Annotated in this window: 23 protein-coding genes; 10 read left to right on the top strand and 13 right to left on the bottom strand. The window is 43.0% G+C overall.

The annotated features are described in order from the left end of the window. Both DP117_RS02120 and DP117_RS02125 read left to right on the top strand, forming a co-directional pair. Positions 1-198: hypothetical protein (locus DP117_RS02120; protein ID WP_169216688.1), on the top strand; the 198-nt coding region annotated here is incomplete at its 5' end. Positions 199-379: 181 nt separating this feature from the next. Next, on the top strand, positions 380-2404 hold the full coding sequence (locus DP117_RS02125) for a WG repeat-containing protein (protein WP_169216689.1): 2025 nt from the start codon (positions 380-382) through the stop codon (positions 2402-2404). 50 nt (positions 2405-2454) lie between these two features. Here the strand turns inward: DP117_RS02125 and DP117_RS02130 are convergent, their stop codons facing one another. Further along, positions 2455-3285 carry a type II CAAX endopeptidase family protein gene (locus DP117_RS02130; RefSeq protein ID WP_169216690.1) on the bottom strand — a complete coding sequence of 277 codons (831 nt, stop codon included), beginning with the start codon at positions 3283-3285 and terminating at the stop codon, positions 2455-2457. A gap of 14 nt (positions 3286-3299) precedes the next feature. After that, entirely contained in the window at positions 3300-3581 is a 282-nt protein-coding gene (clpS, locus tag DP117_RS02135; protein ID WP_169216769.1) for an ATP-dependent Clp protease adapter ClpS, read from the bottom strand. Positions 3582-3799: 218 nt separating this feature from the next. On the opposite strand from clpS, the gene DP117_RS02140 reads away from it, so the two are divergent. Further along, positions 3800-4156 (top strand): hypothetical protein, encoded by a 357-nt coding sequence (locus DP117_RS02140; protein ID WP_211175867.1) that lies wholly within the window; start codon positions 3800-3802, stop codon positions 4154-4156. A 75-nt stretch (positions 4157-4231) separates the two neighbouring features. Here DP117_RS02140 and DP117_RS02145 read toward each other — a convergent pair whose 3' ends face one another. Then, complete coding sequence (locus tag DP117_RS02145; protein ID WP_169216692.1) at positions 4232-4438, bottom strand: hypothetical protein; 207 nt, start codon at positions 4436-4438, stop codon at positions 4232-4234. 596 nt (positions 4439-5034) lie between these two features. Between DP117_RS02145 and DP117_RS02150 the strand changes: the two genes are divergently transcribed. The 5 genes from DP117_RS02150 (at position 5035) to DP117_RS02170 (ending at position 12136) form a co-directional block, all read left to right on the top strand. Further along, the gene (locus DP117_RS02150; RefSeq protein WP_169216770.1) at positions 5035-5394 is read left to right on the top strand and encodes an STAS domain-containing protein; all 360 of its coding nucleotides are present in this window, start codon (positions 5035-5037) and stop codon (positions 5392-5394) included. 108 nt (positions 5395-5502) lie between these two features. Further along, entirely contained in the window at positions 5503-8214 is a 2712-nt protein-coding gene (locus DP117_RS02155; RefSeq protein WP_169216693.1) for a TIGR03936 family radical SAM-associated protein, read from the top strand. A 520-nt stretch (positions 8215-8734) separates the two neighbouring features. Further along, the gene (locus DP117_RS02160; protein WP_169216694.1) at positions 8735-8977 is read left to right on the top strand and encodes a hypothetical protein; all 243 of its coding nucleotides are present in this window, start codon (positions 8735-8737) and stop codon (positions 8975-8977) included. Positions 8978-9324: 347 nt separating this feature from the next. Further along, positions 9325-11397, top strand: a complete 2073-nt coding sequence (locus tag DP117_RS02165) for an Rne/Rng family ribonuclease (protein ID WP_169216695.1) — start codon at positions 9325-9327, stop codon at positions 11395-11397. 7 nt (positions 11398-11404) lie between these two features. Further along, positions 11405-12136: a ribonuclease HII gene (locus DP117_RS02170; RefSeq protein WP_169216696.1), complete on the top strand. Its 732-nt coding sequence runs from the start codon at positions 11405-11407 to the stop codon at positions 12134-12136. 459 nt (positions 12137-12595) lie between these two features. On the opposite strand, the gene DP117_RS02175 is transcribed toward DP117_RS02170, so the two are convergent. Then, positions 12596-13177: a DUF1997 domain-containing protein gene (locus DP117_RS02175; protein WP_169216697.1), complete on the bottom strand. Its 582-nt coding sequence runs from the start codon at positions 13175-13177 to the stop codon at positions 12596-12598. A gap of 189 nt (positions 13178-13366) precedes the next feature. Between DP117_RS02175 and pheA the strand changes: the two genes are divergently transcribed. Then, positions 13367-14260 carry a prephenate dehydratase gene (gene pheA, locus DP117_RS02180; RefSeq protein ID WP_169216698.1) on the top strand — a complete coding sequence of 298 codons (894 nt, stop codon included), beginning with the start codon at positions 13367-13369 and terminating at the stop codon, positions 14258-14260. A gap of 273 nt (positions 14261-14533) precedes the next feature. Here pheA and DP117_RS02185 read toward each other — a convergent pair whose 3' ends face one another. The 8 genes from DP117_RS02185 to DP117_RS02220 form a co-directional block, all read right to left on the bottom strand. Further along, positions 14534-15184 (bottom strand): LON peptidase substrate-binding domain-containing protein, encoded by a 651-nt coding sequence (locus DP117_RS02185; RefSeq protein WP_169216699.1) that lies wholly within the window; start codon positions 15182-15184, stop codon positions 14534-14536. A gap of 325 nt (positions 15185-15509) precedes the next feature. Then, on the bottom strand, positions 15510-15827 hold the full coding sequence (gene rpsJ, locus DP117_RS02190) for a 30S ribosomal protein S10 (protein WP_008232935.1): 318 nt from the start codon (positions 15825-15827) through the stop codon (positions 15510-15512). A gap of 193 nt (positions 15828-16020) precedes the next feature. Then, positions 16021-17250: an elongation factor Tu gene (tuf, locus tag DP117_RS02195; RefSeq protein WP_169216700.1), complete on the bottom strand. Its 1230-nt coding sequence runs from the start codon at positions 17248-17250 to the stop codon at positions 16021-16023. A gap of 22 nt (positions 17251-17272) precedes the next feature. Beyond that, on the bottom strand, positions 17273-19351 hold the full coding sequence (fusA, locus tag DP117_RS02200) for an elongation factor G (protein ID WP_169216701.1): 2079 nt from the start codon (positions 19349-19351) through the stop codon (positions 17273-17275). A 163-nt stretch (positions 19352-19514) separates the two neighbouring features. Next, complete coding sequence (gene rpsG / locus DP117_RS02205; protein ID WP_169216702.1) at positions 19515-19985, bottom strand: 30S ribosomal protein S7; 471 nt, start codon at positions 19983-19985, stop codon at positions 19515-19517. Positions 19986-20847: 862 nt separating this feature from the next. Beyond that, complete coding sequence (gene rpsL / locus DP117_RS02210) at positions 20848-21222, bottom strand: 30S ribosomal protein S12 (RefSeq protein WP_016860906.1); 375 nt, start codon at positions 21220-21222, stop codon at positions 20848-20850. A gap of 75 nt (positions 21223-21297) precedes the next feature. After that, complete coding sequence (locus tag DP117_RS02215) at positions 21298-21732, bottom strand: iron-sulfur cluster assembly accessory protein (protein WP_169216703.1); 435 nt, start codon at positions 21730-21732, stop codon at positions 21298-21300. Between the two features lie 221 nt (positions 21733-21953). Further along, positions 21954-22397 carry a phosphomannose isomerase type II C-terminal cupin domain gene (locus DP117_RS02220; protein ID WP_169216704.1) on the bottom strand — a complete coding sequence of 148 codons (444 nt, stop codon included), beginning with the start codon at positions 22395-22397 and terminating at the stop codon, positions 21954-21956. 658 nt (positions 22398-23055) lie between these two features. On the opposite strand from DP117_RS02220, the gene DP117_RS02225 reads away from it, so the two are divergent. Next, positions 23056-24141 (top strand): spermidine/putrescine ABC transporter substrate-binding protein, encoded by a 1086-nt coding sequence (locus tag DP117_RS02225; protein WP_169216705.1) that lies wholly within the window; start codon positions 23056-23058, stop codon positions 24139-24141. 24 nt (positions 24142-24165) lie between these two features. Here the strand turns inward: DP117_RS02225 and DP117_RS02230 are convergent, their stop codons facing one another. Continuing rightward, complete coding sequence (locus tag DP117_RS02230; protein WP_169216706.1) at positions 24166-24609, bottom strand: hypothetical protein; 444 nt, start codon at positions 24607-24609, stop codon at positions 24166-24168. Between the last annotated feature and the right edge of the window lie 65 nt (positions 24610-24674).

Consider the following 24674-nt stretch of genomic DNA (forward strand, 5'->3'; position numbering starts at 1 on the left):
TGGTTGGTTCCAACATTGTGGTTATTGTATTGCACCCAACTGAGAACCGCTATAGAACGCGAGTTAATCGACAACCTGCCTACCCCCCGTAAATCATTGTGGGGTTTATGTGCTGATTTGGGACAAGCACCTTCAGAATCTGAAATTGATGCAGCCCGCAGTGAGGAATGGGCTAACTTCCCACGGGAGGACATTTAATGCTGCGTGCTGTCGGTGATACTCACGCAGCAGTCATCTGGTACATTTTTGGTGATGAGACTAAGCCGTCTTAATTGTAAAAAAAAGTAACCAAAATATTATTTTTTCAGGAATGAAACTGCTAAGCACTGAAGTTTCTCAACAAAATGATTTTAGTGTTTAGCGCGATCAGGTCAATCATATGCTTGTCCAAGGAATTATCCTGCGTAATCGCTACGAAATTGCTGCACACCTGGGAGGCGGAGGATTTGCCGACACTTACTTGGCGAGAGACAGAGATTTACCTAACCATCCCTATTGTGTCGTAAAACACCTTAAACCGACAAGCCCCGATCCAGCTGTTTTACCCATTGCCAGACGTTTGTTTGAAACGGAAGCGCAAGTTTTGTATTTATTAGGTCAGCATGATAAAATTCCAAAGCTTTTTGCCCACTTTGAAGAAAATGGAGAATTCTATCTCGTTCAGGAATTTGTTGATGGGTATGATCTAAGCAAAGAGCTCACTCCTGGCAGGCGTTTTAGTGAAAACGAAGTCGTTAACCTGTTGCAAGGAATCTTGGAAGTATTGGTGGTTGTCCATCAACGGAATATCATTCACCGAGATATCAAGCCTCAAAATCTCATCCGCCGCCGAACAGATAGCAAGATTGTGCTCATTGACTTTGGTGCAGTCAAAGAAATTGGAACTTTAGCAATGAACACTCAAGGTGTTGTTAGATCTACCATTGCTATTGGGACTCCTGGCTATATGCCGAATGAACAAGCCAATCGTGATCCTAAATTATGTAGTGATGTATATGCCGCAGGTATGGTTGCTGTCCAAGCGCTGACAGGCTTATTACCTCAACAGTTACTCCAAGATCCTACAACAGGTGAACTCATCTGGAGTCATTATGTACAAGTCAACAAGAAGCTAGAAGAAGTTTTAAACAAAATGGTGCGCTACCACTTTAATCAGCGCTACCAATCAGCATCTGAGGCGTTACAAGCAGTCAATGCTCTACCGCCACAACAACACACTCTACAACCATCTTCACTATCGCATAGAGTTGCTCATGTCATCTCACGAATTCCTCGATCATTTCTATGGGGAGGTTTAATTGGACTGGGCGGACTAGCAATAGGCGTCGTTGCTACTGTTGCTCTACTCAGTCGCCCTCAATCTCCATCTGCGCTACCTGTCACAACTCAACCTCAAACACCAATAACCTCTGCACTACCGACAACATCTTCATCAACAACCCCAACTGTATCGACACAGAATGTTAACTGGGCGAGCAAGCCACAATTCGATGGGGCTTCTGGTTTTTCCGACGGGCTGGCACAGGTAAGAATTGATGGCAAGTGGGGCTATATCGACAAGAATGGCACCGAGGTAATTCGACCGCAATTTGATGAAACTGATGATTTTTCTGAAGGACTAGCGCGAGTGTGGATTGTGGGACAGAACTGGGGCTATATCGACAAGGCTGGAAAGTTTGTCATTCCACAGCAATTTACTAAAGACAATGCTGGGAATTTTTCTGAAGGACTGGCACGGGCATGTTTTGTAGATACTTGTGGCTATATCAATCAGAGAGGGGATTTTGTAATCGAGCGGAAATACGGTGGAGCTCGCGACTTTAAAGAAGGGCTGGCAGTCGTAAAGATTCGTAGCAAATGGGGTTACATCGACAAGAGCGGTAACATTGCTATCCAGCCGCAATTTGATGATGCTGAGAACTTTTCTGAAGGACTGGCAGATATAAAGATTGGTGACAAGTGGGGTTACATCAACAAGAGTGGTGATATAGTCATTAAACCGCAATTTGATGACAATTTTAGATTTTCTGAAGGGCTAGCGGCAGTAAAGACCAATGGCAAGTGGGGCTATATTGACAAGAGCGGCAACATCGTCATCAAGCCGCAATTTGATGACGACTATGGGAACTTTTCCGAAGGACTAGCGGCAGTAAAGATTAATAGCAAGTGGGGTTACATCGACAAGAACGGAAATCTCGTAGTCAAGGCGCAGTTTGATGAGGTTCGTGAATTTTCTGAAGGGCTAGCGGCAGTAAAGACCAATGGCAAGTGGGGCTATATCGACAAGAATGGCAACTTCCTGATTCAATCACAATTTGATGATGCTGGGTTTTTTTCCGAAAGCTTGGCGTGGGTAACTCTTGACGGCAGCACGTTCGGCTATATTCGCAATCCCTTAAAATAGGGTGTGTTATTACTTTGTCCGTAACGCACCGAAATTTCATTTTTCATTTTTCATGGTTCAATTTTCACTACCCGCCTTCTCATCCACAGCGCCAGCACACTCAAAAACACCAACCCAATCACCCCTGCCAAAGGATTATTATTCACTCCCGTCACCCAATCGGGAACTTGACCAGAATATTTCATCAATCCCCCAACATCAACAATATAGTATCCCCAGACTAAACCACCATGTAGACCAATCGGTAAACCTAGGCGTCCCCTAGAACCCCGCTTTGCCCACACTAGTGTTAACCCTAACAACAATAAGCCAAAAAATTGCGGTGAGGTACGAATGACTTCTGGAATTGGTTTAATAAAATGCGCGATCGCAAAAATAATAGCATTTGCCCAAAGTACCACAGGGGGGCTGTAATCTCGCTGCAGTTCATCCAGTATCCACCCCCGGAAAAACAATTCCTCTGCAAACGCCACACCCAAACTAGTAATTAACCCTTCTAAAACGACTCTAAACACAAAAATATTTGGTTTTTGCCACACCAGCCAACCCAGCAATCCTTCCAAGCTAAATAGAATCAGAACAGTAATCAGCCCAATAGCCAAGCCACGCAGCAGTTCTACTCCATTGAGGGGCGTTCTTTCTAAACCATAGTGCCGAAATATTTGTGATTGCTGGTATAAATATTTGCCCCAAAGGGGTAGAAACAGGAAAAATCCAATAGCTAGGGGCACCATTGTTAAGATAGTGACTAAGTTAGAGTCATCTACTAACAAGTAAATAGGTACAGCTATGGGCAACCATATTCCCAACAAACTCAACACAAAACAACCCAGCCTTATCGGGGCAGGGCGTTGGGATAACCGAAAGAGATTTTTTTTCAATTCAAATCGCCTAGCTATTCCTCAGGTTCAATTGTGCTAGTCAAACCATGAGTTTTCAAAGTTTCACAATAGAACTCAGCGTGTTCTTGAGCGCAAGTAATGACTAAGGCAAACCCATTGGTATGTGCTTCCATCATTATACTGACAGCCTGAGGCTGAGTCAGGTTTGGCACTGTGGTTAATAGAACCTGTACCACATACTCCATAGGGTTATAGTCGTCGTTATGGAGCAAAACGCGATACCGAGGCGCTAGCTTGCGAGATGTTGAACTCTTTTGTAAAGTTTCGACAGACACGGCTTTTTGCTCTCGTTTGACTGAAATGACTGCAACAGAACTTTTGTCCAAATATTGCTTAACACTTATTCATTTATTGTATAGCATACTCACACAAATATGGGGAAAGTCAAAATTTTTGCGATTTTGGGTTGAGAACTACATGAGTTTCCCTGTGCCTGAACACGCTATTCCCTTAAAATTGATAAAAATATGGTTGTCGCCTAAGCTGCATGACTATGAAGATGACCCTAGAGTTTCAAACAGGACAAATTGTGTCTTTAGAGCACAGTGACAAGAAACTGTACGCAGAAGTTATTCAAGTCGTCGTTTCTCGTCAGTTGTGTTGGGTACGTCCCCTACTGCTGATCGCCTTCACCCAAGAACCACCGCTTATCATTGATTTACGAGACGCCTCTGACTTGCTTTGGTCTGTCAATTCATTTCAGCCTGCTTTAGACACAGAATTCATGAGTTTTTTGAGTCAGATTTTGGTCAAAGAACCAAAACCCGAACACTCTTTTCATACTAAGCAACAACTCAATCAGTTTCTTCATGAAATTTGGCAAGCACAAAAAGGAAGTTCTGAGTGCTAAGAACTCAGGTGACTATAGTCTTTGCTTTTACAAAAAATCACTGAAATTTCAGGAAAAAGCTATAAAGCCAAACACTTAGAATAAGTAACCTGCACTTGGAATCAATTGAATACGACCAGCATCCATCTCTGTCATTAAGAGCTCTAAAGCTTCATAGTCAACGTCTGAAATGTAACCTGTTTGTGTCAATTCTAAGTTAATTTCATTTTCTATTTCTGGAGTCAACTTTTTAATATCAAGAGCTTTTTCTACCAATCGACGAATAGAATATCCTGTTTTCATACTGATTACACCAATTCATATCGGTAATCATTATCTCTGCTAGAATTTAGTATAAAAAGTGATTTCAAGCTTTCTGTGTCAGCGAGCTCGATCACAATAAAGACAGCGGTACAATTGCCCACAAATTACTGCAACTTGTTCAACTTTCTCTAAAATGTCCCGCTTATCACCTTTTACCCAACTGTTCAACTAGCGAGACATAGCTTTAGACTGATGTTTGTTTTTGTGGGTTTAGTCAAGCCCTGAGATGGTCAAGGAAAAGGGAGTAAGATGTAAAACGAGCGTTGCTCCCGCTTAAGTTTTTCGGTAGCAATCTAACCAAAATTTTATGATAAGAAAAACTTATAATTAACTGGTATACTCAGCTGTTCATCCCCACCCCTACAGCAATTAGAGATGATTATATTTTCCGGAATCTGAAAAAAAAGTATCTAAAAATACAGTTACCTGAGCGTTTGTGACAATCTTTAAACAGTCACTCTACAGCAATAAAGATTTAGCAAAGAGAAGTCAGACGAATGGTCGATGTGAGACGAAAAAGTTTATGTTCAAATACATCTATCTTTAAAGTTCAATAACTTTAATAGGATGTAATGATGCACGCAGTACTAGACTATCCAAAGATAAGTGTTATTAGTCCTCAAAGCTGCCTAAATGCCACAAATGCTTTAGAATTTGAAACAAATTTAACAAAAGCACTAGCACAGGATGGGATTTCTTTCTTACTCGTTGATTTAGAGTCTGTGGAATCATTAGACAGTGCAGGTTTAATGGCACTAGTGTCTACGCTGAAACTAGCTCACAAGCTGCAACGGCGCTTTAGCCTTTGTTCGGTCTCCCCTTGTCTGAAAATTATATTTGAAATGACCCAGCTAGATAGGGTTTTTGAGATATTTGAAGGTAGAGCCGCATTTGAAGCAGCTTGCCTGTCAATGGAAGAAGTGACATTGAACTAATGCCAACAATTGTTCCAAAGAAAAACGAGTGCCTCTGTTGAAACACCATTAAAATGCTAATGTTGGAGGTGAATAGCTGTAATTTTAAGGTAGCTAAAAGATAGCACAGTGGCTGTTGCAGTTGAAAAGTTAATCACATCGGAGATCGTAAAACCAGCTCGTTACTTAGGTAACGAGCTATTAGCGATTCACAAGCCTTGGCATACGGCAGAAATCCGTTGGGTTCTAACATACCCAGAAATTTATGAAGTGGGTGCATCCAATTTAGGACACATTATTCTTTATAATATTCTGAATTCCCAACCGCGCCAGTTATGCGATCGCGCTTACCTACCAGGACCAGACCTCGCAGCAAAACTACGGTCAACAAAAACACCATTGTTTGCCGTAGAATCTAAGCGCTCACTAACAGAATTTGACATTCTGGGGTTTAGCCTGAGTTATGAACTCGGAGCAACCAACATTCTAGAAATGTTGGACTTGGCTGGTATACCCCTGACTTGGCAAGAACGCCTAGAAGTGGAAACCACTAGAGGATCTCTTGAAGCAGAAGAAAAAAATACTTTCTCCTGTGCTTCATCCTCCAGTTACCCGTTGATTTTTGCAGGAGGACAGACGGCGACATCCAATCCTGAACCATACGCTGACTTCTTCGACTTCTTCGCTTTAGGAGATGGCGAAGAACTACTAAGCGAAATTGGCTTAGTCTTGGAAGAAGGTAAAAAAGCACGATTGAGTCGTAAAGAACTTTTGCTGGATTTAGCGCAGATACCAGGCGTCTATGTTCCTCTGTTTTATGACATGGCAGAGGATGGATCGGTTCATCCGAATCACCCAGATGTACCAAAACAAATAGTACGGCGCTTAGCAAGCCCAATGCCAGCGTATTCTATAGGGTTAGTTCCCTATCTACAGCCAGTGCATGACCGCCTGACAATTGAAATCCGGCGCGGTTGTACTCGTGGCTGTCGTTTTTGCCAACCAGGAATGCTGACTCGACCAGCACGGGATGTGGAACCAGAAAAGGTCGTGGAAACGATAGCCTCGGGAATGCGGCAAACAGGTTACAATGAATTCTCTTTATTGTCCTTGAGCTGTTCTGATTATTTATCCCTTCCAGCAGTCGGGATGGAAATCAAAAATCGCCTCAAAGATGAGAATATTTCTCTTGCTTTGCCAAGTCAACGAGTTGACAGATTTGATGAAAATATTGCCAACATTCTGGGTGGTGTGCGGCAAGGGGGACTGACTTTTGCTCCAGAAGCAGGAACTCAAAGAATGCGAGATATTGTTAACAAAGGATTGACGAATGAAGAACTGCTGCGGGGTGTAAAAACAGCTTGGGAACAAGGCTGGGACAAAATTAAGCTTTATTTTATGATTGGCTTACCAGGTGAAACGGATGCTGATGTGTTAGGCATAGCAGAAACGGTAAGTTGGTTACAAAGCGAATGTCGAGCAAAAGGTAGAAGAGCACTCTCATTTAACTTAACAATTTCTAACTTTACTCCTAAGCCTCATACACCTTTTCAGTGGCACTCCGTTTCCACTGCGGAGTTTCAGCGTAAGCAAAATTTACTGCGGCAAGCATTCCGCCGCATCAAGGGCGTGAAGGTGAATTTCACTGATGTCCGGATTTCAGCAATGGAAGATTTTGTCGGACGAGGCGATCGTACTCTCGCCCCAGTGCTGCGACGTGCTTGGGAATTAGGTGCAGGCATGGATGCTTGGTATGATAGTGTTGAAAAAGCATTTTCAGCTTGGGGACAAGCAATTTTAGAAGCTGGTTTAGATTGGAAATACCGCCAAGTGGAAAAGGGCGAGTGGAATGTTATGGAGATAGGGAAATCGAGCAGTGAGGTGATGGACAAACAAACTTCACCCCATGACCTCATTTCAGATTCGCGCCTCGATGCACCACTGCCTTGGGACCACATTCACACTGGTATTGACAAAAAATGGCTCAAAGAAGATTTGCAACGTGCCCTAGAAGCAGCAACTGTACCAGATTGCTCTTTTGATAGTTGTTCTCACTGTGGTGTCTGTAGTGTTGACTTCGGTCATAATATTGTGATCAAGCCGCCTTCTATCCCAGCATTTGCGGGTGAATTTGTCCCTAATACAACCAAAGCACAACGGCTGCGTGTCTGGTTTGGGAAACAAGGGGGGTTAGCTTTAGTTGGGCACCTAGATTTAATGCGCCTATTTGATAGAGCGCTGCGGCGAGCAGGATTGCCAGTTTCTTTTACTGGTGGGTTTCATCCAACCCCTCGCATTTCTATTGCCCATGCCTTACCTTTGGGAAGCACAAGCAGTGGTGAAATTGTCGATTTTGAACTGACACAGTTAGTAGACTTAGAGACTTTTCGCCAAAAATTAGCTGATGCTTTGCCATCGGATCTTCCTATTTATCAGGTGGAACAGCTAGATTTAAAAGCAAATGCTGCTAACCAAGTTCTGGAAGCTGCCGAATATTTGATAACCGTGGCTTGCCTTCGTGAAGCGACACCTGTAGAATGGCACGGCTGGATTGCAGCAATCAAAGCCAAAGATGAGTTTTGCTGGGAACACACAACCAAGTCAGGCAAAACTCAGTTGGTAAATCTGCGCGATCGCTTGTTTGAGTTAGAATTAGTAGAGTTGCCAAAACACCGAGAGCATCAGGAAATGCCCACAGTTATCCTACGATATGTAGGTAGCTGTCGTCATGATGGGGTGCTGTTGCGTCCCGAACAAATCCTGTTTATGCTAGAGCAAATAGCAGACACCGAATTCCATCTGCTACACATTCATCGGAATCGACTGATTCTGGCAGTTTAATTTTCTTGGGGGCAATTTGCTAGTAGTTGCCCTCGTGTAGTACATCTTAGGAATTGATTTTTAACAAGGTTGCGTTAGAATGGGATGAAGAGAAATTTTCTGGCGCTGCATTAAGTGAACTGATTCACCACCCTGTTACTCAGGGCGTAAAAGCAAAGATATTAGAGTGAAACTTCTAGGGTTGTTTTATCCCAGACAAACACCAGGCAGATTAATAACACTCTCTTTAAGCTCGAATCGTGAATCAGCAATCACTAACAACAGGTTCGTCGGCTTCTCTGATTCTATGGTTTTTAAAATTAATTGAATGCCCAACCCACAATTAGGTAGTACCAAGTCACAATGACCGAGTGTAGAGAGAGTGTTGAGTTACAAAGAGTAGTGAGTGCTGAGTGTAAATACCCAGAACTTAAAACTTACAAACTTAGGAACTCTTAACTCTTCAACTCAGGAAGACCACTTGCTACGACGGGGGACTTTGGGTTTTCCAAGGAGCAGCTAGTCGCCAAAGCGCGTGAAAATGCCACTTGCACCGACTGTCGGGCATCACCAGACATCAGTCCCCTCTGTCAAGAAAGCCGTCATTAGCAATGACTCAATTGACAAGTGCGGGGCAGTCGGGATATCGTTTCGGCAGTTCCTCATGGGCAGCTACTGCGCCCAAACGAGGTCTCCAAAGTTGAGTGCAACTGGTGTGGAAACCTCTGATGAGCAACTACTGCCTGACCACGGCACAGTCCTCCCCTATACAGTGGTTTATTAGGGCTCTCTAATGAAAGGGTATTGCATCAAAAATTAACCACAGACGGGTTGACAGCAGATTGCAAATCATTGAAGTACAAAGAGTAAGGTCTAAAAGCCAGACAGAAAGCCTTTTTGACTTCTGACTTCTGACGAGTGACACCTCTACTCTGATGTAATTGCTGAAATAATATGCAACCGTTCTGGATGAATCAGGCGTGTCAACGCAGTAAAGCGCGCAAAGAGCTCCTAGGTTTGAGCAAAGAAGCGCAACTTTTACCAGCAGTGTATAAGCGGGCTTGTCGCGGCGAGAAGTGTAACAAACCGCTAAGTCTATTTGTGCTGCCAGTTTTTGAGGAAAATAATTGAATGCCAAAACAAATTATCATCGCGGAACAGCATCAAATTGCTGCAGTCTTTTCTGAAGATCAAATACAGGAACTTGTTGTAGCCACAGGTCATCACCAAATCGGCGATATTTACTTAGGAGTAGTAGAAAATGTACTACCTGGGATAGATGCGGCTTTTGTGAATATAGGGGATCCAGAACGGAATGGTTTTATTCATGTCACTGACTTAGGACCACTACGACTGAGGCGTACAGCAGCGGCTATTACAGAATTATTAACACCGCAGCAAAAAGTATTAGTACAAGTGATGAAAGAGCCAACAGGTAGTAAAGGACCAAGGCTCACAGGAAATATTACCTTGCCCGGACGCTACGTCGTACTGATGCCATACGGTCGGGGAGTCAATTTATCACGTCGGATTAGAAGTGAAAACGAGCGTAACCGTTTGCGTGCGCTCGCAATTTTAATTAAACCAGCAGGAATGGGTTTGCTAGTTCGTACTGAAGCCGAAGGCAAACCAGAAGAGGCGATTATCGAAGACTTAGAATTGCTACAAAAACAATGGGAAGTGATTCAGCAAGAAGCGCAATCAACACGTCCCCCAGCACTCTTAAATCGGGACGATGATTTTATCCAGCGCGTCTTGCGGGATATGTATGGCGCAGATGTGAACAGAATTGTAGTAGATTCCAGTACTGGTTTGAAGCGAGTGAAACAGTACTTGCAGAACTGGAGTGGCGGACAAACACCACAAGGGGTGTTAATTGATCATCACCGCGATCGCACTCCTATTTTAGAGTACTTCCGGATTAATGCTGCAATTAAAGAAGCCCTCAAACCCAGAGTAGACCTACCTTCTGGAGGTTACATCATTATTGAGCCAACAGAAGCATTAACCGTGATAGATGTCAACTCTGGCTCATTTACGCGATCAGCAACAGCCAGAGAAACTGTTTTATGGACCAATTGTGAAGCCGCCACAGAAATTGCCCGTCAGCTGCGGCTGCGAAATGTTGCAGGAGTGATTGTCGTTGATTTTATTGATATGGAATCGCGGCGTGACCAATTGCATGTTCTAGAACATTTCAACAAATCACTAAAAGCAGATAAAGCTCGTCCCCAAATTGCTCAACTGACTGAGTTAGGTTTAGTAGAACTCACCCGTAAACGTCAAGGTCAAAATATTTATGAATTGTTTGGTAGAGTTTGTTCTACTTGTGGTGGTTTAGGGCACACTGTCCATTTACCAGGAGAAACTGAAAGCCGACCTCTAGCACCAACAGAATTACCAGATCGCTTTGCATCCTCTTTGCCTTATAGAGAACCACGTCTGCCAGTTGCTCGACCGACTGAATCACGAGAAACTTCTGAAGGATATAACGAAACATACGAGAATGACAATAATTTTGCACCTTTAAATTTAGTCAATCATCCTAGTTACCAAGAAATTAGTGATAACAGAAAGCGTCGTACTCGACGTAGTACTCGTATCGAGAGGTTGAATGGCGGGAATGGCAAAGATGAGCCACGGATTGGAGCTAACTCTTTGGCATTTTTGAACGAGCCAGATTTAGATATGGATGACGATTCAGAAATTGGAGTTCCATCATCAGAAGTATCCTTACCTAGTATTAGTAAACCTTCTTGGGGTGAGCGAGCTGAACGTAGCCATAAAGTGACAAAAGTAGAACCAGTCAAGCCAGTGGTAGAACCACCGGAAATTGTGACTGTAGAAATGTCTTCTGAAGAACAGGATGTCTACGCCCAGATGGGAGTTTCTCCGTTGGAAAAGTTGAGTCGGGAAGTCAGAAATCCAAAATCTGTGATTATCAATGTCACTCTGCCTGGGCACAGTCCTGTAACACCGACTGAATCAACCTCAGAAGTTCCTATTTCTGAAAGAGTTAGCAGCGTAATCACAGCCCAGCCAGAAAACGAAGACGTTCCAGAAGCGACATCTTCTGATATGTCGGAGGATTTTGCCGCAATGACAGATGAAAGTGAAGTGAGCAGCAGCGGTAGTGATAAGCGCCGCCGTCGCCGCCGTTCTTCCTCTGTGGAGACAGATACATCTACCACATCTGAAAGTTAACAAACTTATGATAGAAACGGAGCAAACTGTTGCTTCTATTAAGTTATCAGCACCCACAAAAGAAGTGGGATGGTTAGAGTTTTCTTCCATGCACTCTAGCATTCAAGGGCTGATTGCAGGTGTAGATGAAGTGGGACGAGGTGCTTTGTTTGGTCCTGTGGTAGCAGCAGCAGTCATACTACCTGATAGCGCTTTGCCAGAACTCATAGCAGCTGAAATTAAAGATAGTAAAAAGCTATCCAGTTCTCGACGAGTACAGCTAGCCCAACAAATCTGTGGGCTGGCTATAGACTGGAAAATTGGTTTTGCTTCAACAGCCGAAATTGACCAAATGAATATTCTCCAGGCAACAATGCTAGCAATGAAGCGGGCTGTTCTCAAGCTAAAGGTACAGCCTGGTTTGTGTTTAATTGACGGCAATCAATCAGTAAAAGACCTGCCAGTATCACAACAAACAATAGTCAAGGGAGATGAACGCTCTGTTGCTATTGCCTCTGCTAGCATTGTTGCTAAAGTTTGGCGTGATGACCTTATACTTCGCCTTGCCTCAAAGTACTGTATGTATGATTTAGAACATAACAAAGGTTATGGAAGTCAGCGACATCTAATGGCACTGCAACAGTATGGACCTTCACCATTACATCGTACGTCCTTTCGTCCTTGTCAAATGACAGTACTCAGTTCTCCTGAGCGAGTATCTTCATACAAGCAAGACAAAACAAATCATTTTAGGACTTGACAGATGAGCCAATGCACACTTCACTTATGAAAAGTCTGTTGGCACAATCATTGAGTCAAACCAGTTTTCTCAATTTTGAGTTATGAATGACTGATTTAGTGGGGTATACGTTATGTAACGCTGGATAAATTTTTATGATGAATGTAACCACAGATTTACACAGGTAAACATAACTTTCTTTATCAGGACTTACGCAAAACTTACCAGGTTTATAACAAAAATCCTCTGTTTTGCAACCAAATACGAACGAAGAAACTGGTTTAGAAGCAGAGTGCGTAAGTCCTATTTATGAAGAATTCCATGACTTCTTCGTAAATAGTGTATACGTAAGCGCCTAAGCAAAGCTGTAAATCATAAAACCACGAATTTATGAAAGGCTGTCTTCACATCTGGAGAAATCTATGTACATCTGTGGTTAATCACAGCAATGTGTTCAGAACTCTTAAAACCTTCTCATAACTACTCTGGGTTGAAGATGGGTATACTTTTGTCATCAAGCCCTCTTTGTTGGGTTTGCAATATCACCCAACGGCAATAATCTGCTATCAGTTGATGTAGTAATCTTTGCTTAATTGTTAACAGAACGCTTTTGAGCAAACCATTGCCTGTTGCTTCTAATATTGCCTTGGGTGTATAGGAAAATGGTGGTGGTAAGTCTACTAACACTTCTAAATCAGCTCTTCCCTTAAGAAGGGTGCTATTAACCTGCTGTTCAGGCGATAAATACCCTTTTAAATTCAATGAAAAGCGCTGGTTAATATACTCCATACCAAGAATTTCACAACGTACTGAGCGAACCAAAATTGTTCCATTTGATTCAGCCCAAACTCTCATATCTACAGTTGGTTGAATGCTCAGTGACATAAAGTTCAGAGGACGCATTTTCAAGCGAAAAACTTCATCACCAAGCTGTTGAATGCGACTAGGATCAACTAAAGCGTTAACCAAGCGTTGAGGCTGACGCAGGTAGTGTTGAATTGGAATTGGCTGTTGTGGGATAGTAATTTCAACTGATTGAGAGGCACTAAAGCGGGTAGGCATGAGCGTATAAAATACTTATTAAGTAATTGTAATCTTTTCTAAAGAAATTGTGTTTTTAGTGAGCAAACGTAATTTATGAGTGTGGAAAGAATTTTATGATGTCTGATGACAAGCGTTCCCCCTGACGACTCCGGAATTCTGGTCAAAAAACTCAATACAAATTGAACTGTCCACACAAAACTAAACTTCATGACTTTATCAATTGCACATTTAGGACCTCCTGGTACTTACACAGAACAAGCAGCTCTTCTTTATCTCAACTGGCTGACGAAAAGTACGGGAGTTGAGGGTATATTATGCCCTTATCCCAGCAATGCTCAGACACTACGAGCTGTCGCTCAAAAAGAAGCACAAGTGGCTGTTGTACCAGTGGAAAATTCTATTGAAGGCAGTGTGACCATGACACTGGATACGTTATGGCAACTAGATAGTTTGCAAGTTCAATTGGCTTTGGTTATGCCGATTTCTCATACATTAATTTCCTGTGCTCAAAGCTTGGAAAATATCAAAACAGTTTTTTCTCACCCACAAGGCTTAGCACAATGTCAAGTCTGGTTAGAGAGGTTTCTCCCAAATGTACAACTGATTCCAACAAATTCTACGACTGAAGCACTCCTGCAATTGGAGCAAGACTTAACTGCTGCAGCTATCTCATCCCAACGAGCTGCACAATTGTACAACCTACCCATAATAGCTAGCGGGATTAACGACTATCCCGAAAACTCGACTCGCTTTTGGGTAGTCAGTCAAGGTCATTTGCCAGTCTCTCATCCCAGTACTTTAGAATCTACTCGTTATACATCTATTGCTTTTAGCGTTCCTGCTAACATACCAGGAGCGTTAGCAAAACCTCTACAGGTATTGGCTCGTCTAGGTATTAATCTTAGTAAAATTGAGTCTCGCCCAACAAAGCGTTCTCTGGGAGAATACTTATTTTTCATAGATATGGAAGCAGATGCATCCGAACCACAAATGCAATCTGCTTTAGCAGAAATATCTCCTTGTACAGAGATTTTAAAAATTCTTGGCAGTTACAGTGTTTTTCCAATCAGCGTTTTTCAGTCATCAATCCAAAATTTCTAGTCACAAGTCCATAAACCAGAGTTTTTTTGACTCTTGAAAGCAACTCACGGGCGGCGATCGCTCTTGGAGTAAGAAACGCCAATATGCGTGTTCGCCATCCGTAATCAATGAAACACTTTCGTCCCTAACTCAAGTGTCTTTTTTGACCAAACAATTGCACTCAACGGGTACTTGGTAAGTTCCCGTCGGTACTCTTTTGCCAGAACCCTACGCTTAGGGTACATCTAAGCCGCAAGCATTGTTCCTTCGTTTATGGGAAACAAGACTGTTGACTCACAACTTCTGATTAAAGGTGTCCTTGAGAACGGTACGAGCTGCTAAGTGGTTACGAGTAGAAGTCAGAATTTCTGCTTCCCGTTCTAGACGAGCAGCAGTATCCTGCATTTCTAGCAATGTTTGCTGCTCTGTAGCGACACCGTAGAGGTTACTCGCTACCCAGTAAGATAGCTCTATTGGTAAATCTGGCAAATCTTCTGGCAATTCGATACTTTGCTCGGTTAGCTTAGCTGACAGACGCACAACATCTCTGAGCAATTGTTCTACTTCAGTAGCCAAAGGTTGCAAATTTTTGGTTGGAGGGTTGTCTTCAATCCACTCAACTAAACCAACTCGATACGGCTTTTCACGGATATACTTTAAAAGGCGAAATCTTTGTTGACCCAATGTCAGCATCTTCATTCGGTCATCTGGTAGTCTCTGATAATGAACAATTTCTGCACAGCAGCCAACGTTAGCAATTGTGCCTTTGCTCGGATCTATCATCAAAACCCCGAACCTGCGATCGCTCTCTAAAATCGTGTTCATCATGATTCGGTAGCGAAGCTCAAAAATGTGCAGGGGTAAAGGTCTTGTTGGAAACAGAACTACTTCTGGTAACGGGAACAGAGGTAGTTCGCAAACTGCAATTTTAGAAGAGGATGTCATTGTTACCTTGGTATAATTTTAATCTTAAAAAGCTCTTATTATCTGCTTTTTCCCGCACTTTATTCTACATTCTATCATCTTGACTTCAATGCTAAGGCACTTACAAGTCATAAAATGTCCAACTATCGGAGTTCTTTGAGAATCAGCGAACTGCTCAAGACACGTTGGTTTTACCAAGATATGTATGAAACACCTGGGCATTTTATTTTTTGGATCTCCCTAATAAAAAGCCTTGAAGAAATATATTTCTTCAAGGCTTTGTTTTAATTTACACAAAATATTTTCGTCAGCTGTTGGTGAGCTAGAACGACTAACAAATAACGAATTACAGCTTAACTTCTATATCCACACCGGATGGTAAATCCAGTTTCATCAAGGCATCAATAGTTTTAGAGGAAGGTTGGTAGATGTCGATAATCCGACGATGAGTACGGGTTTCAAAATGTTCCCGTGAATCTTTATCTACGTGAGGCGATCGCAAAACACAGTAGATTCGACGTTTTGTGGGTAAAGGAATCGGTCCTATGGCTGTTGCATTGGTGCGGTTTGCTGTGTCTACAATCTTCTCGCAAGACGTATCCAGCAAGCGGCGGTCAAAAGCCTGTAAACGAATTCTAATCTTTTGCTGCTGTAGAGTTGCCATCTTAAATTTTCCAGGTTCTGATGAAACGTTGTAATTTAGGCATTAGGGACTAGAGACGAGCGACTGGGAAACAAGTTTTCCGATGCCCATTCGCTAGTCTCCAATCACTGCGCGTTAGGCGTTTTTGGACGCGAAAAGAGCAGAGTGGACATTATACCATCTCTGCTCCTTTTTTAGCTAAGGTGCAAAGGTACTACTTAAGAATTTTAGAAACGACACCAGCACCGATTGTACGACCACCTTCACGAATTGCAAAGCGCATTCCTTGCTCAATCGCGATTGGGTTGATGAGTTCCACAGTCACCTTAATACGGTCACCAGGCATCACCATTTCAGCAGCACTGCCATCGTCAGCTGTGAAAGCTTTGATTGTGCCGGTCACGTCGGTTGTCCGCACATAGAACTGAGGACGATAGCCAGCGAAAAATGGAGTCTTGCGACCGCCTTCTTTTTCTGTTAAGACGTATACTTCACCTTCAAATTGTGTATGCGGGGTGATTGAACCAGGCTTAGCAATAACCATGCCCCGTTCTATATCAGCTTTTTGTATACCGCGCAGCAGTATTCCGGCGTTATCACCAGCCATACCTTCTTCAAGACTCTTCTTGAACATCTCGATACCGGTTACGGTGGTGCTACGAGTATTTCTAATGCCTACTAACTCTACGTTATCGCCGATTTTGACTTTACCCCGCTCAATACGTCCGGTAGCTACGGTACCACGACCTGTGATGGAGAATACGTCTTCCACTGCCATCAAGAAGGGTTTATCTACATCGCGTTCTGGTGTGGGGATATAAGCATCTACAGCATCCATCAGTTCGTAGATTTTATCTACCCACTCATCTTCACCCCGTTGTGTCTTGGGATTAGCAGTCATTTTTTCCAGCGCCTGTAGACCAGAGCCTTTGATAATTGGAATGTCATCTCCAGGAAAATCGTAGTCAGATAGCAATTCTCGAAGTTCCAATTCTACCAGTTCCAACAGTTCTGGATCATCCATTAAGTCTTCTTTGTTCAAGAAGATCACAAGACTCGGAACACCGACCTGTTTTGCTAGCAGGATGTGTTCACGGGTTTGGGGCATAGGACCGTCGGTAGCAGCAACCACGAGGATCGCTCCATCCATCTGAGCCGCACCTGTGATCATGTTTTTCACATAGTCAGCGTGTCCGGGGCAGTCCACGTGAGCATAGTGTCGATTTTCGGTTTCATACTCAACGTGAGCGGTATTGATGGTAATACCCCGTGCCTTTTCTTCTGGTGCGTTATCGATCTGATCGTAGCCTTTAGCCACAGCTTGACCCATAGCTGCCAAGGTCATGGTGATGGCTGCTGTTAACGTGGTTTTACCGTGGTCAACGTGTCCAATAGTACCAATGTTAACGTGGGGTTTATTCCGTTCAAACTTTGCGCGTGCCATGAATGCTAATTTCCTTTACTAACTAAGCGTTCCCTTTGCTTTTAGCTATGATTGCCTCAGCCACGTTGCGAGGTACTTCTTCATAGTTGCTAAACTCCATTGAGAAGATGCCCCGACCTTGGGTTTTCGACCGGATATCAGTGGCGTAGCCAAACATTTCTGCTAGTGGAACTTTCGCAGTGACTTTGGCAAGACCCTGCTCAGAACCCATTCCCTCAATTTGCCCACGACGGGAATTGAGGTCGCCCATCACATCCCCAAGGAAGTTTTCGGGAACTTCTACCTCAACTTTCATCATAGGCTCTAACAGGACGGGTGCAGCTTTCATCACTGCTTCCTTCATCGCCATTGAGCCAGCGATTTTGAAAGCCATTTCTGAAGAGTCTACATCGTGGTATGACCCATCAACCAGCGTTGCTTTGACATCAATCAGCGGATATCCAGCTAAAACGCCTGATTCACAGCTTTCTTTCATTCCTTGTTCTGCTGGTCCGATGTACTCTTTAGGTACGACACCACCAACAATTTTAGAGACGAATTCAAAGCCGGTTCCCGCCTGTCCTGGCTCCAAGTCAATCACAACGTGACCGTACTGACCTTTACCTCCGCTTTGACGGATGAATTTACCTTCAACTCTGGTAACGGGCTTGCGAATGGTTTCACGGTAAGCAACCTGTGGCGCACCGACGTTTGCTTCCACTTTGAATTCGCGTAGCATCCTGTCTACCAGAATTTCCAGGTGTAGCTCTCCCATCCCTGCAATCACTGTTTGATTGGTTTCCGGATCGACATTGACGCGGAAGGTGGGGTCTTCTTCCGAGAGAGATTGCAGAGCCTTGGACAATTTATCCATGTCATTCTTAGTTTTGGGTTCAACCGCCACTGAGATGACAGGCTCAGGAATGAACAGGGATTCCAGAATGACTGGTGCGCCTTCGTCAGAAAGTGTGTCACCTGTCAAGGTGTCTTTCAATCCCAACGCGGCTCCTAAATCGCCTGCTCGCATTTCATCTACGTCAATCCGTTCATCTGCTTTCAAAATCACCAAACGAGAAATCCGTTCTTTCTTGTTTTTAGTGGCGTTGAAAACATAACTGCCCTTTTTCAGAACACCAGAATAGACGCGAACGAAGGTCAGGCGACCATAAGGGTCAGCCATAATCTTAAAAGCAAGAGCCGACAGAGGTTCGTTGTCGTCGGCGCGGCGCTCAACAGTTTCACCATTTGGCAGTGTACCTTGAATTGGTGGTACATCGATTGGTGCTGGCAGGTAATCTACAACCGCATCCAATAACAGTTGTACACCTTTGTTTTTGAATGCTGAGCCACAAAGCATTGGTACGATGGTACCTGTAACTGTGCCTTTACGCAAAGCGGTACGGATTTCGTCTTCGCTCAGCTCCTCGCCCTCGAAGTACTTGTTCATCAGGTCATCATCAGTTTCCGCCACTGCTTCAATCAGTTTGGAGCGGAATTCTTCAACCTGAGCCGCCATATCTTCGGGGACATCTGTTTCCTTGATATCAGTTCCCTGATCGTTGTTGTAGATGTATGCACGCATCCGCACCAGGTCAACAATACCTTGGAACTCGCTTTCACTGCCAATAGGCAACTGAATGGGAATAGCATTTGTCCGCAGGCGATCGCGCACTTGCTCGTAAACCTTGTAGAAGTTCGCGCCAGTGCGATCCATTTTATTGACAAAAACGATGCGAGGCACTTTATAGCGATCTGCCTGACGCCATACAGTTTCTGTTTGCGGCTGCACGCCACCTACAGAACATAAAACTGTAATCACACCATCCAGTACCCGCATGGAACGTTCCACTTCAATTGTGAAGTCCACGTGTCCTGGAGTATCAATAATGTTAATTTGATGATTTTTCCAACTGGTACTAATAGCAGCAGCGGTGATGGTAATTCCTCGCTCCCTCTCTTGTTCCATCCAGTCAGTTACAGCGGTTCCTTCATGAACCTCACCAATCTTATGAATTATCCCAGAGTAAAATAATATTCTCTCTGTTGTCGTTGTTTTGCCCGCATCTATATGCGCCGCAATACCTATATTGCGTACTCTCTCTAGCGGGTTTGTACGTGCCACAGCTGCCTCCTATAGTTTTCGCCTCATGATATCTTGTATATTACACTTTGTTAAGATATTATACTCTTACGGAAAACCGTCTTTTCCTAAGTAAATATACATTACATTGCGCTACAGTCACGATGATAAGCCTTGCCAAGACGCGCTATGGCGCGTCTTTATATTAGTAGCGATAGTGAGCAAAGGCTTTGTTTGCTTCTGCCATCCGGTGTGTTTCTTCACGTTTGCGAATTGCGTTTCCGCTTTCGTTGGCAGCATCCATTAATTCATTTGCCAGTTTACTTGCCATTGTGCGACCTGGACGTTGTCTGGAAAACTGTACTAACCAACGCAGTGCTAAGGTTGTACCTCGTTCAGAACGCACTTCCATTGGAACTTGATATGTTGCTCCACCAACACGACGAGCTTTGACTTCTACCAAAGGCGTCGCGTTACGTACAGCTCTTTCAAAGGTTTCCAACGGATCACTACCAGTTCGTTCCTCAATTGTTTTCATCGCATCATAAACAATGCGTGCGGCTAGAGATTTTTTGCCATGATGCATGATCCGCCTAGTAATCATGCTGATGAGGCGACTGTTGTATACAGAGTCCGGTGGAACCGGACGCTTTTGAATAACACCACGACGAGACATACTTAAACCTTTAGTTCTAAATCGCTAATGAGACTATATGCTATTGAACACCAACATTTGTGAGCTGCAAATGCCGCAGTCCAATTTTCTGAGGCTGTTTCACTGCAACTGCAGTGACACCGACTTACAAAAATCGTTGCTCTCAGGGAGGAAGCGACAAAATTATCTACTGTGATTGACTCTACTAATTCAACTTCCTTGACATCTTTCCTCACCTGAGGTGACAGTTGTCGCCGAAGATTTCATTGAGGCTTCCAAGAGTTGCTTCCCGGAAATTCCTGCTTCATTCCCTTTTAACTAGACAAGGAAAACTAGGTTTTCACTCGTCCCCGCTAGATCGAGTCAGCAGGCATGTTCATGTAACATCTACCAAGTACCTCTAGGCAGATGGTACGAAGTCGCGCGTACTTTTAGCTTTACATCGGCAGATACAGTTCATAGTCTTGTGAGACTCTCTGTACCAGTTTCACGCCTCGTTTGCCAGACCGACCGATGGGTGTTACCAAAAAAATCTTATCGTGCTTTTATCTCGACTCTAAGCCAAGTTTTGCGCAAACACAAACTCATCTTTAAGAACAAAGCTTCCCGCTTAAGGAACTCATCTAACTTAAATTTGTGTCAAAAAGGTTTTTTGTTATGAGTCATAAAGTGCTGGGTAGACATAGTGCTTCTTTTAATCAGCCACACCAACTCCTGAGTCTATGCTTACAGCACGCTACGCGTACTTTGTCAGCGCCTGACCGAGTAGAAACGGCTACGGTGAAGGAGAAGCCGCTCTACGGAAGGCACTTGCACAGAAATGGTTGCCCAATTTGGGCAAAGTGTCCGTTGGCGTCTAGAGCACTCATAACTCATAACTATTCTATTTTTTAGGACGCTTGGTTCCATATTTGGAACGACCTTGCTTGCGGTCTTTGACTCCGGCTGTATCTAAAGTCCCACGGATGATGTGGTATCTCACGCCTGGTAAGTCCTTAACGCGACCGCCGCGAATCATTACAACAGAGTGTTCTTGCAAGTTATGACCAATTCCTGGAATGTAAGCTGTGACTTCAAATCCAGAGGTTAATCTGACCCTTGCGACTTTACGTAGAGCTGAATTTGGCTTTTTCGGTGTTGTCGTGTATACTCTTGTACAAACACCCCGACGTTGAGGGCATTGCTTAAGAGCTGGGGACTTGGTTTTCTGACGCGCTTTTTCGCGTTCGTTACGTATGAGCTGCTGTATGGTTGGCATGAGTTACAGCGCGAGAAGCTGCCTTTAGTCTAAGTTTTTACAAATCCTAATTATATCTTTTTTTATGCTTTTGTGTCAAACTTGTTTGGGCATGAGTTCAGAAGTTGTAGAAAAAGAGTTACCACATCCACAAGTTGCATTTGCGATGGGGTTGTAGAAGCGAAAGCCACCGCCCATTAAATCCTCTGAATAGTCTAGGGTCAAATTATTGACGTATTTTAAGCTTTCGGCATCTATAGTTATTTGAATACCATAACACTCAAAAACACGTTCGTTCTTTTGGAACGGGTGTAAATCATCATCGCCGTCTGAGCTACTCCTAGAGGACGCATCATCCATTTGGGGTGGGAGTTCTACATCATTAACGTGCTCCGCTCGATCAAAAGACATATCGTAATACCACCCAGAGCAACCTCCAGGTTTAACAGCCAAACGAAACAAGACATTTTGCTGTTGCTTTGACTTTAAGCGCCTGATTTCATTAGCGGCAGATTGACTTAATTGAATCATAGAAGTCGCAAAGCAATTTCAAAACCTATCAATGGTGTTGTCACTGAAACTTGTACATGAGCTAAGAAATTTATAAAAAACTCGGCTTCTTGAAGAAACCGAGTTTTTCAAAAATAGCATATTTTGCCTTACTTTTGCTTCCTGCTTATTTCACAAAAGAGCTGCATAGTTGTTGATATTCAAGGTGTGGACAACTATCCTATTCCTATGTAATGGGGGTATCATTGATTTTTATCTTCAACGCGGGCGTAGTCGTCCTGAAAACGGATAATATCATCTTCTCCTAAATATTCCCCATTTTGAACTTCAATTAACACCAAAGGAATAACGCCAGGATTTTCTAATCGGTGAGCTGTACACTGAGGTACATAGGTTGACTGATTATTGCTGAGGAAAATCTCTTGTTCACCGCATACAACCTTTGCTGTACCACAGACGACAATCCAATGTTCGCTGCGGTGGTGATGCATTTGCAGGCTGAGGCGGTGTCCAGGCTTAACTTCAATGCGCTTAATTTTGTATCCACGCCCTTCTTCTAAAACAGTAAATGAACCCCAAGGACGAAGTTCAGTTGCAGCCACACCTCTTGGGGTGACAGCGGGCGGAAGGGGCAATGTGTTGGGCAATGTGTTAGTAGTTTGTATTGCTTCTTGAAATTGAGCCATATTTACCTCGTGTTATGACACAACAGACCATCAGTACTCTTAAATCATTGAAAAGCTAAGGCGTGACTTTGCGACGGTGGAGATGAGCAATCCACGCCACCTCTGCCAAAGATAACAAACTCAGTTCGCACAGTGTGATCAATAATCCCTGAAACAACTGTGTCTACACCAAGTCTTCATTAAGTCACATAGCAACTTATTCTCAGCTTTAAAGTTAAGGCTCTAGATTTCAAAACTGGACTTTACATGAAAGTTAAAGATGTGCTGAAAAAGTTTTTTGGTTTGACGAATCTTCGCTTGACAAATACAAGTTAAATTGCTCAAGTGCTCCACTAGCATGAGACTGGCTTGGATTTTGCGGATACATTTCATCTCGCCCAGAGCAAGAATTCTAGGCAATTCCACACGCTTAATCATAAATTTGCGAATCGTTATTACTGCCATTTTGAGTAGATGTCAAACTTTTTTAATAAATAATAAAGATTAACAGTATTGGCTGGAATTAAAGTGGTTTTGCGACGACTGAAGGCGATAAGCCAGAGGCTTGACGCAAAGCTTATCGCAAGTGATGGAAAGATAAGCAGCACTGGTAAAAGCCTGAAGTACAAGTACTTACCAGGTGTGATACTGACAAAATTGACTCTTAAGTTTTAAACAAATGACTAACAGACGACAATTCTTAAAAAAAATAGCAGCAGCAGTTTCTAGTTTATCTTTAGCTAGTTGTGGCTGGAGACTCGGTAATGTGCGAGCTTCTGTGACGAAAGGTCATAGTGACCAACTTTTCATTTATACTTGGGAGCAATATACAGATAAAGAATTATTCAAAACTTTTAATGCGCAAACAGGAATCAAGCTACTGGCAGATGTGTTTGACTCTAATGAAACTATGTTAAGTAAGCTGCAAGCTGGGGGTGGAGGCGCTTATAGTGTCATTTACCCAAGCGACTACATGGTGCGGAAAATGGTGAACTTGGGGTTATTAACAGAATTAAAGCATGAACTCCTAAGTGGTTTAGATAATTTATTTACCCAGTTTCAAAATCCTACTTACGATCCCAACAACCGCCATAGTTTACCTTTTAATTGGGGAACAACAGGTTTTCTTTATAATTCCGAAAAGCTCAAAAATCCACCAGAAGATTGGGACTATCTTTGGCAAAATCAAGAACAACTGTCAAAACGGATGACGTTGATGAATGATGTTCGAGAAGTCATGGGTGCAGCGTTGCGGATGCTAGGTTACTCTTACAACTCAAAAGACGAAAACGAAATCAAACAAGCATATGAAAAGTTGAAGATTCTAAAACCGTCACTTGCAGCCTTTACAACAGATGCTTGGCGCAATCAAATTTTGGCAGGAGATTTACTCTTAGCAATGTGTTACTCCTCAGATGCTGTGAAAATCTCTCAAGAGAACCCTAAATTAAAATATGTGATTCCTAAAAGTGGTTCCTCATTATGGACAGATACTATAGTTATTCCTAAAACAGCCCCAAATATTGAGGGGGCTTATGCTTGGATTAATTTGATGCTACAACCAGAAGTTGCAGCCGAAACGACTCAACGCCTGAGTCTTTCTACACCCAACCGCGCTGGATTTGAGCAATTACCAAAAAAAGTGCAGAATAATTTCAGCTTGTTTCCTCCAGAGTCAATTTTAAGAATGTGTGAACGGATTGCTCCTTTAGGGCAAATTGAAGAAATTTATGAACGTTACTGGACACAATTAACAAGTGGTTAGAATGGTGAAGCTGTCATCCAAAATCTAAGAGCTAGCATTTTCTTGTTTGTGAACGCCGTTCTTATCTCGTTTCAGACTTTCTTCTAGGGCTTGAATTTGTTCTCTACGCGCTTCCAATTCTAATGAACGACGTGCTAAGTCTTGGTTTTGCAATGTTAAGTTTTGTCGCCACTGTTCTGCTCGTTCAGCTTCCTGTCGCAAGAATTCTGGAGTAATACCAGTGGTCAAATAAGCTTTTACCAAATTTAGTACCCAATTTGTGGCATCTTCTAATCTTTCTATATCGCCTGTCGGTGAAAGCTCCACCAAAAGGAGTAAGTTTTCAGTGAAAGGTTTGCCTTTTCCTAAAAGAATGAAAGCTTCTTCTGGAATGAGCGTCCACATAGTTTCAGTTTCTTCACGTGCTAATAATCGCAACTGGAACTGATTTAAAAATTCGTTCTTATGGACTTGAGCTAGATATAGCATAGAAGTTCTAATGTATGTTGAAATACATTTAATCGATAAAGATAACGTGAATTTTTTAGTAGCTA

Source organism: Brasilonema sp. UFV-L1 (assembly GCF_012912105.1).
Lineage (GTDB): Bacteria > Cyanobacteriota > Cyanobacteriia > Cyanobacteriales > Nostocaceae > Brasilonema.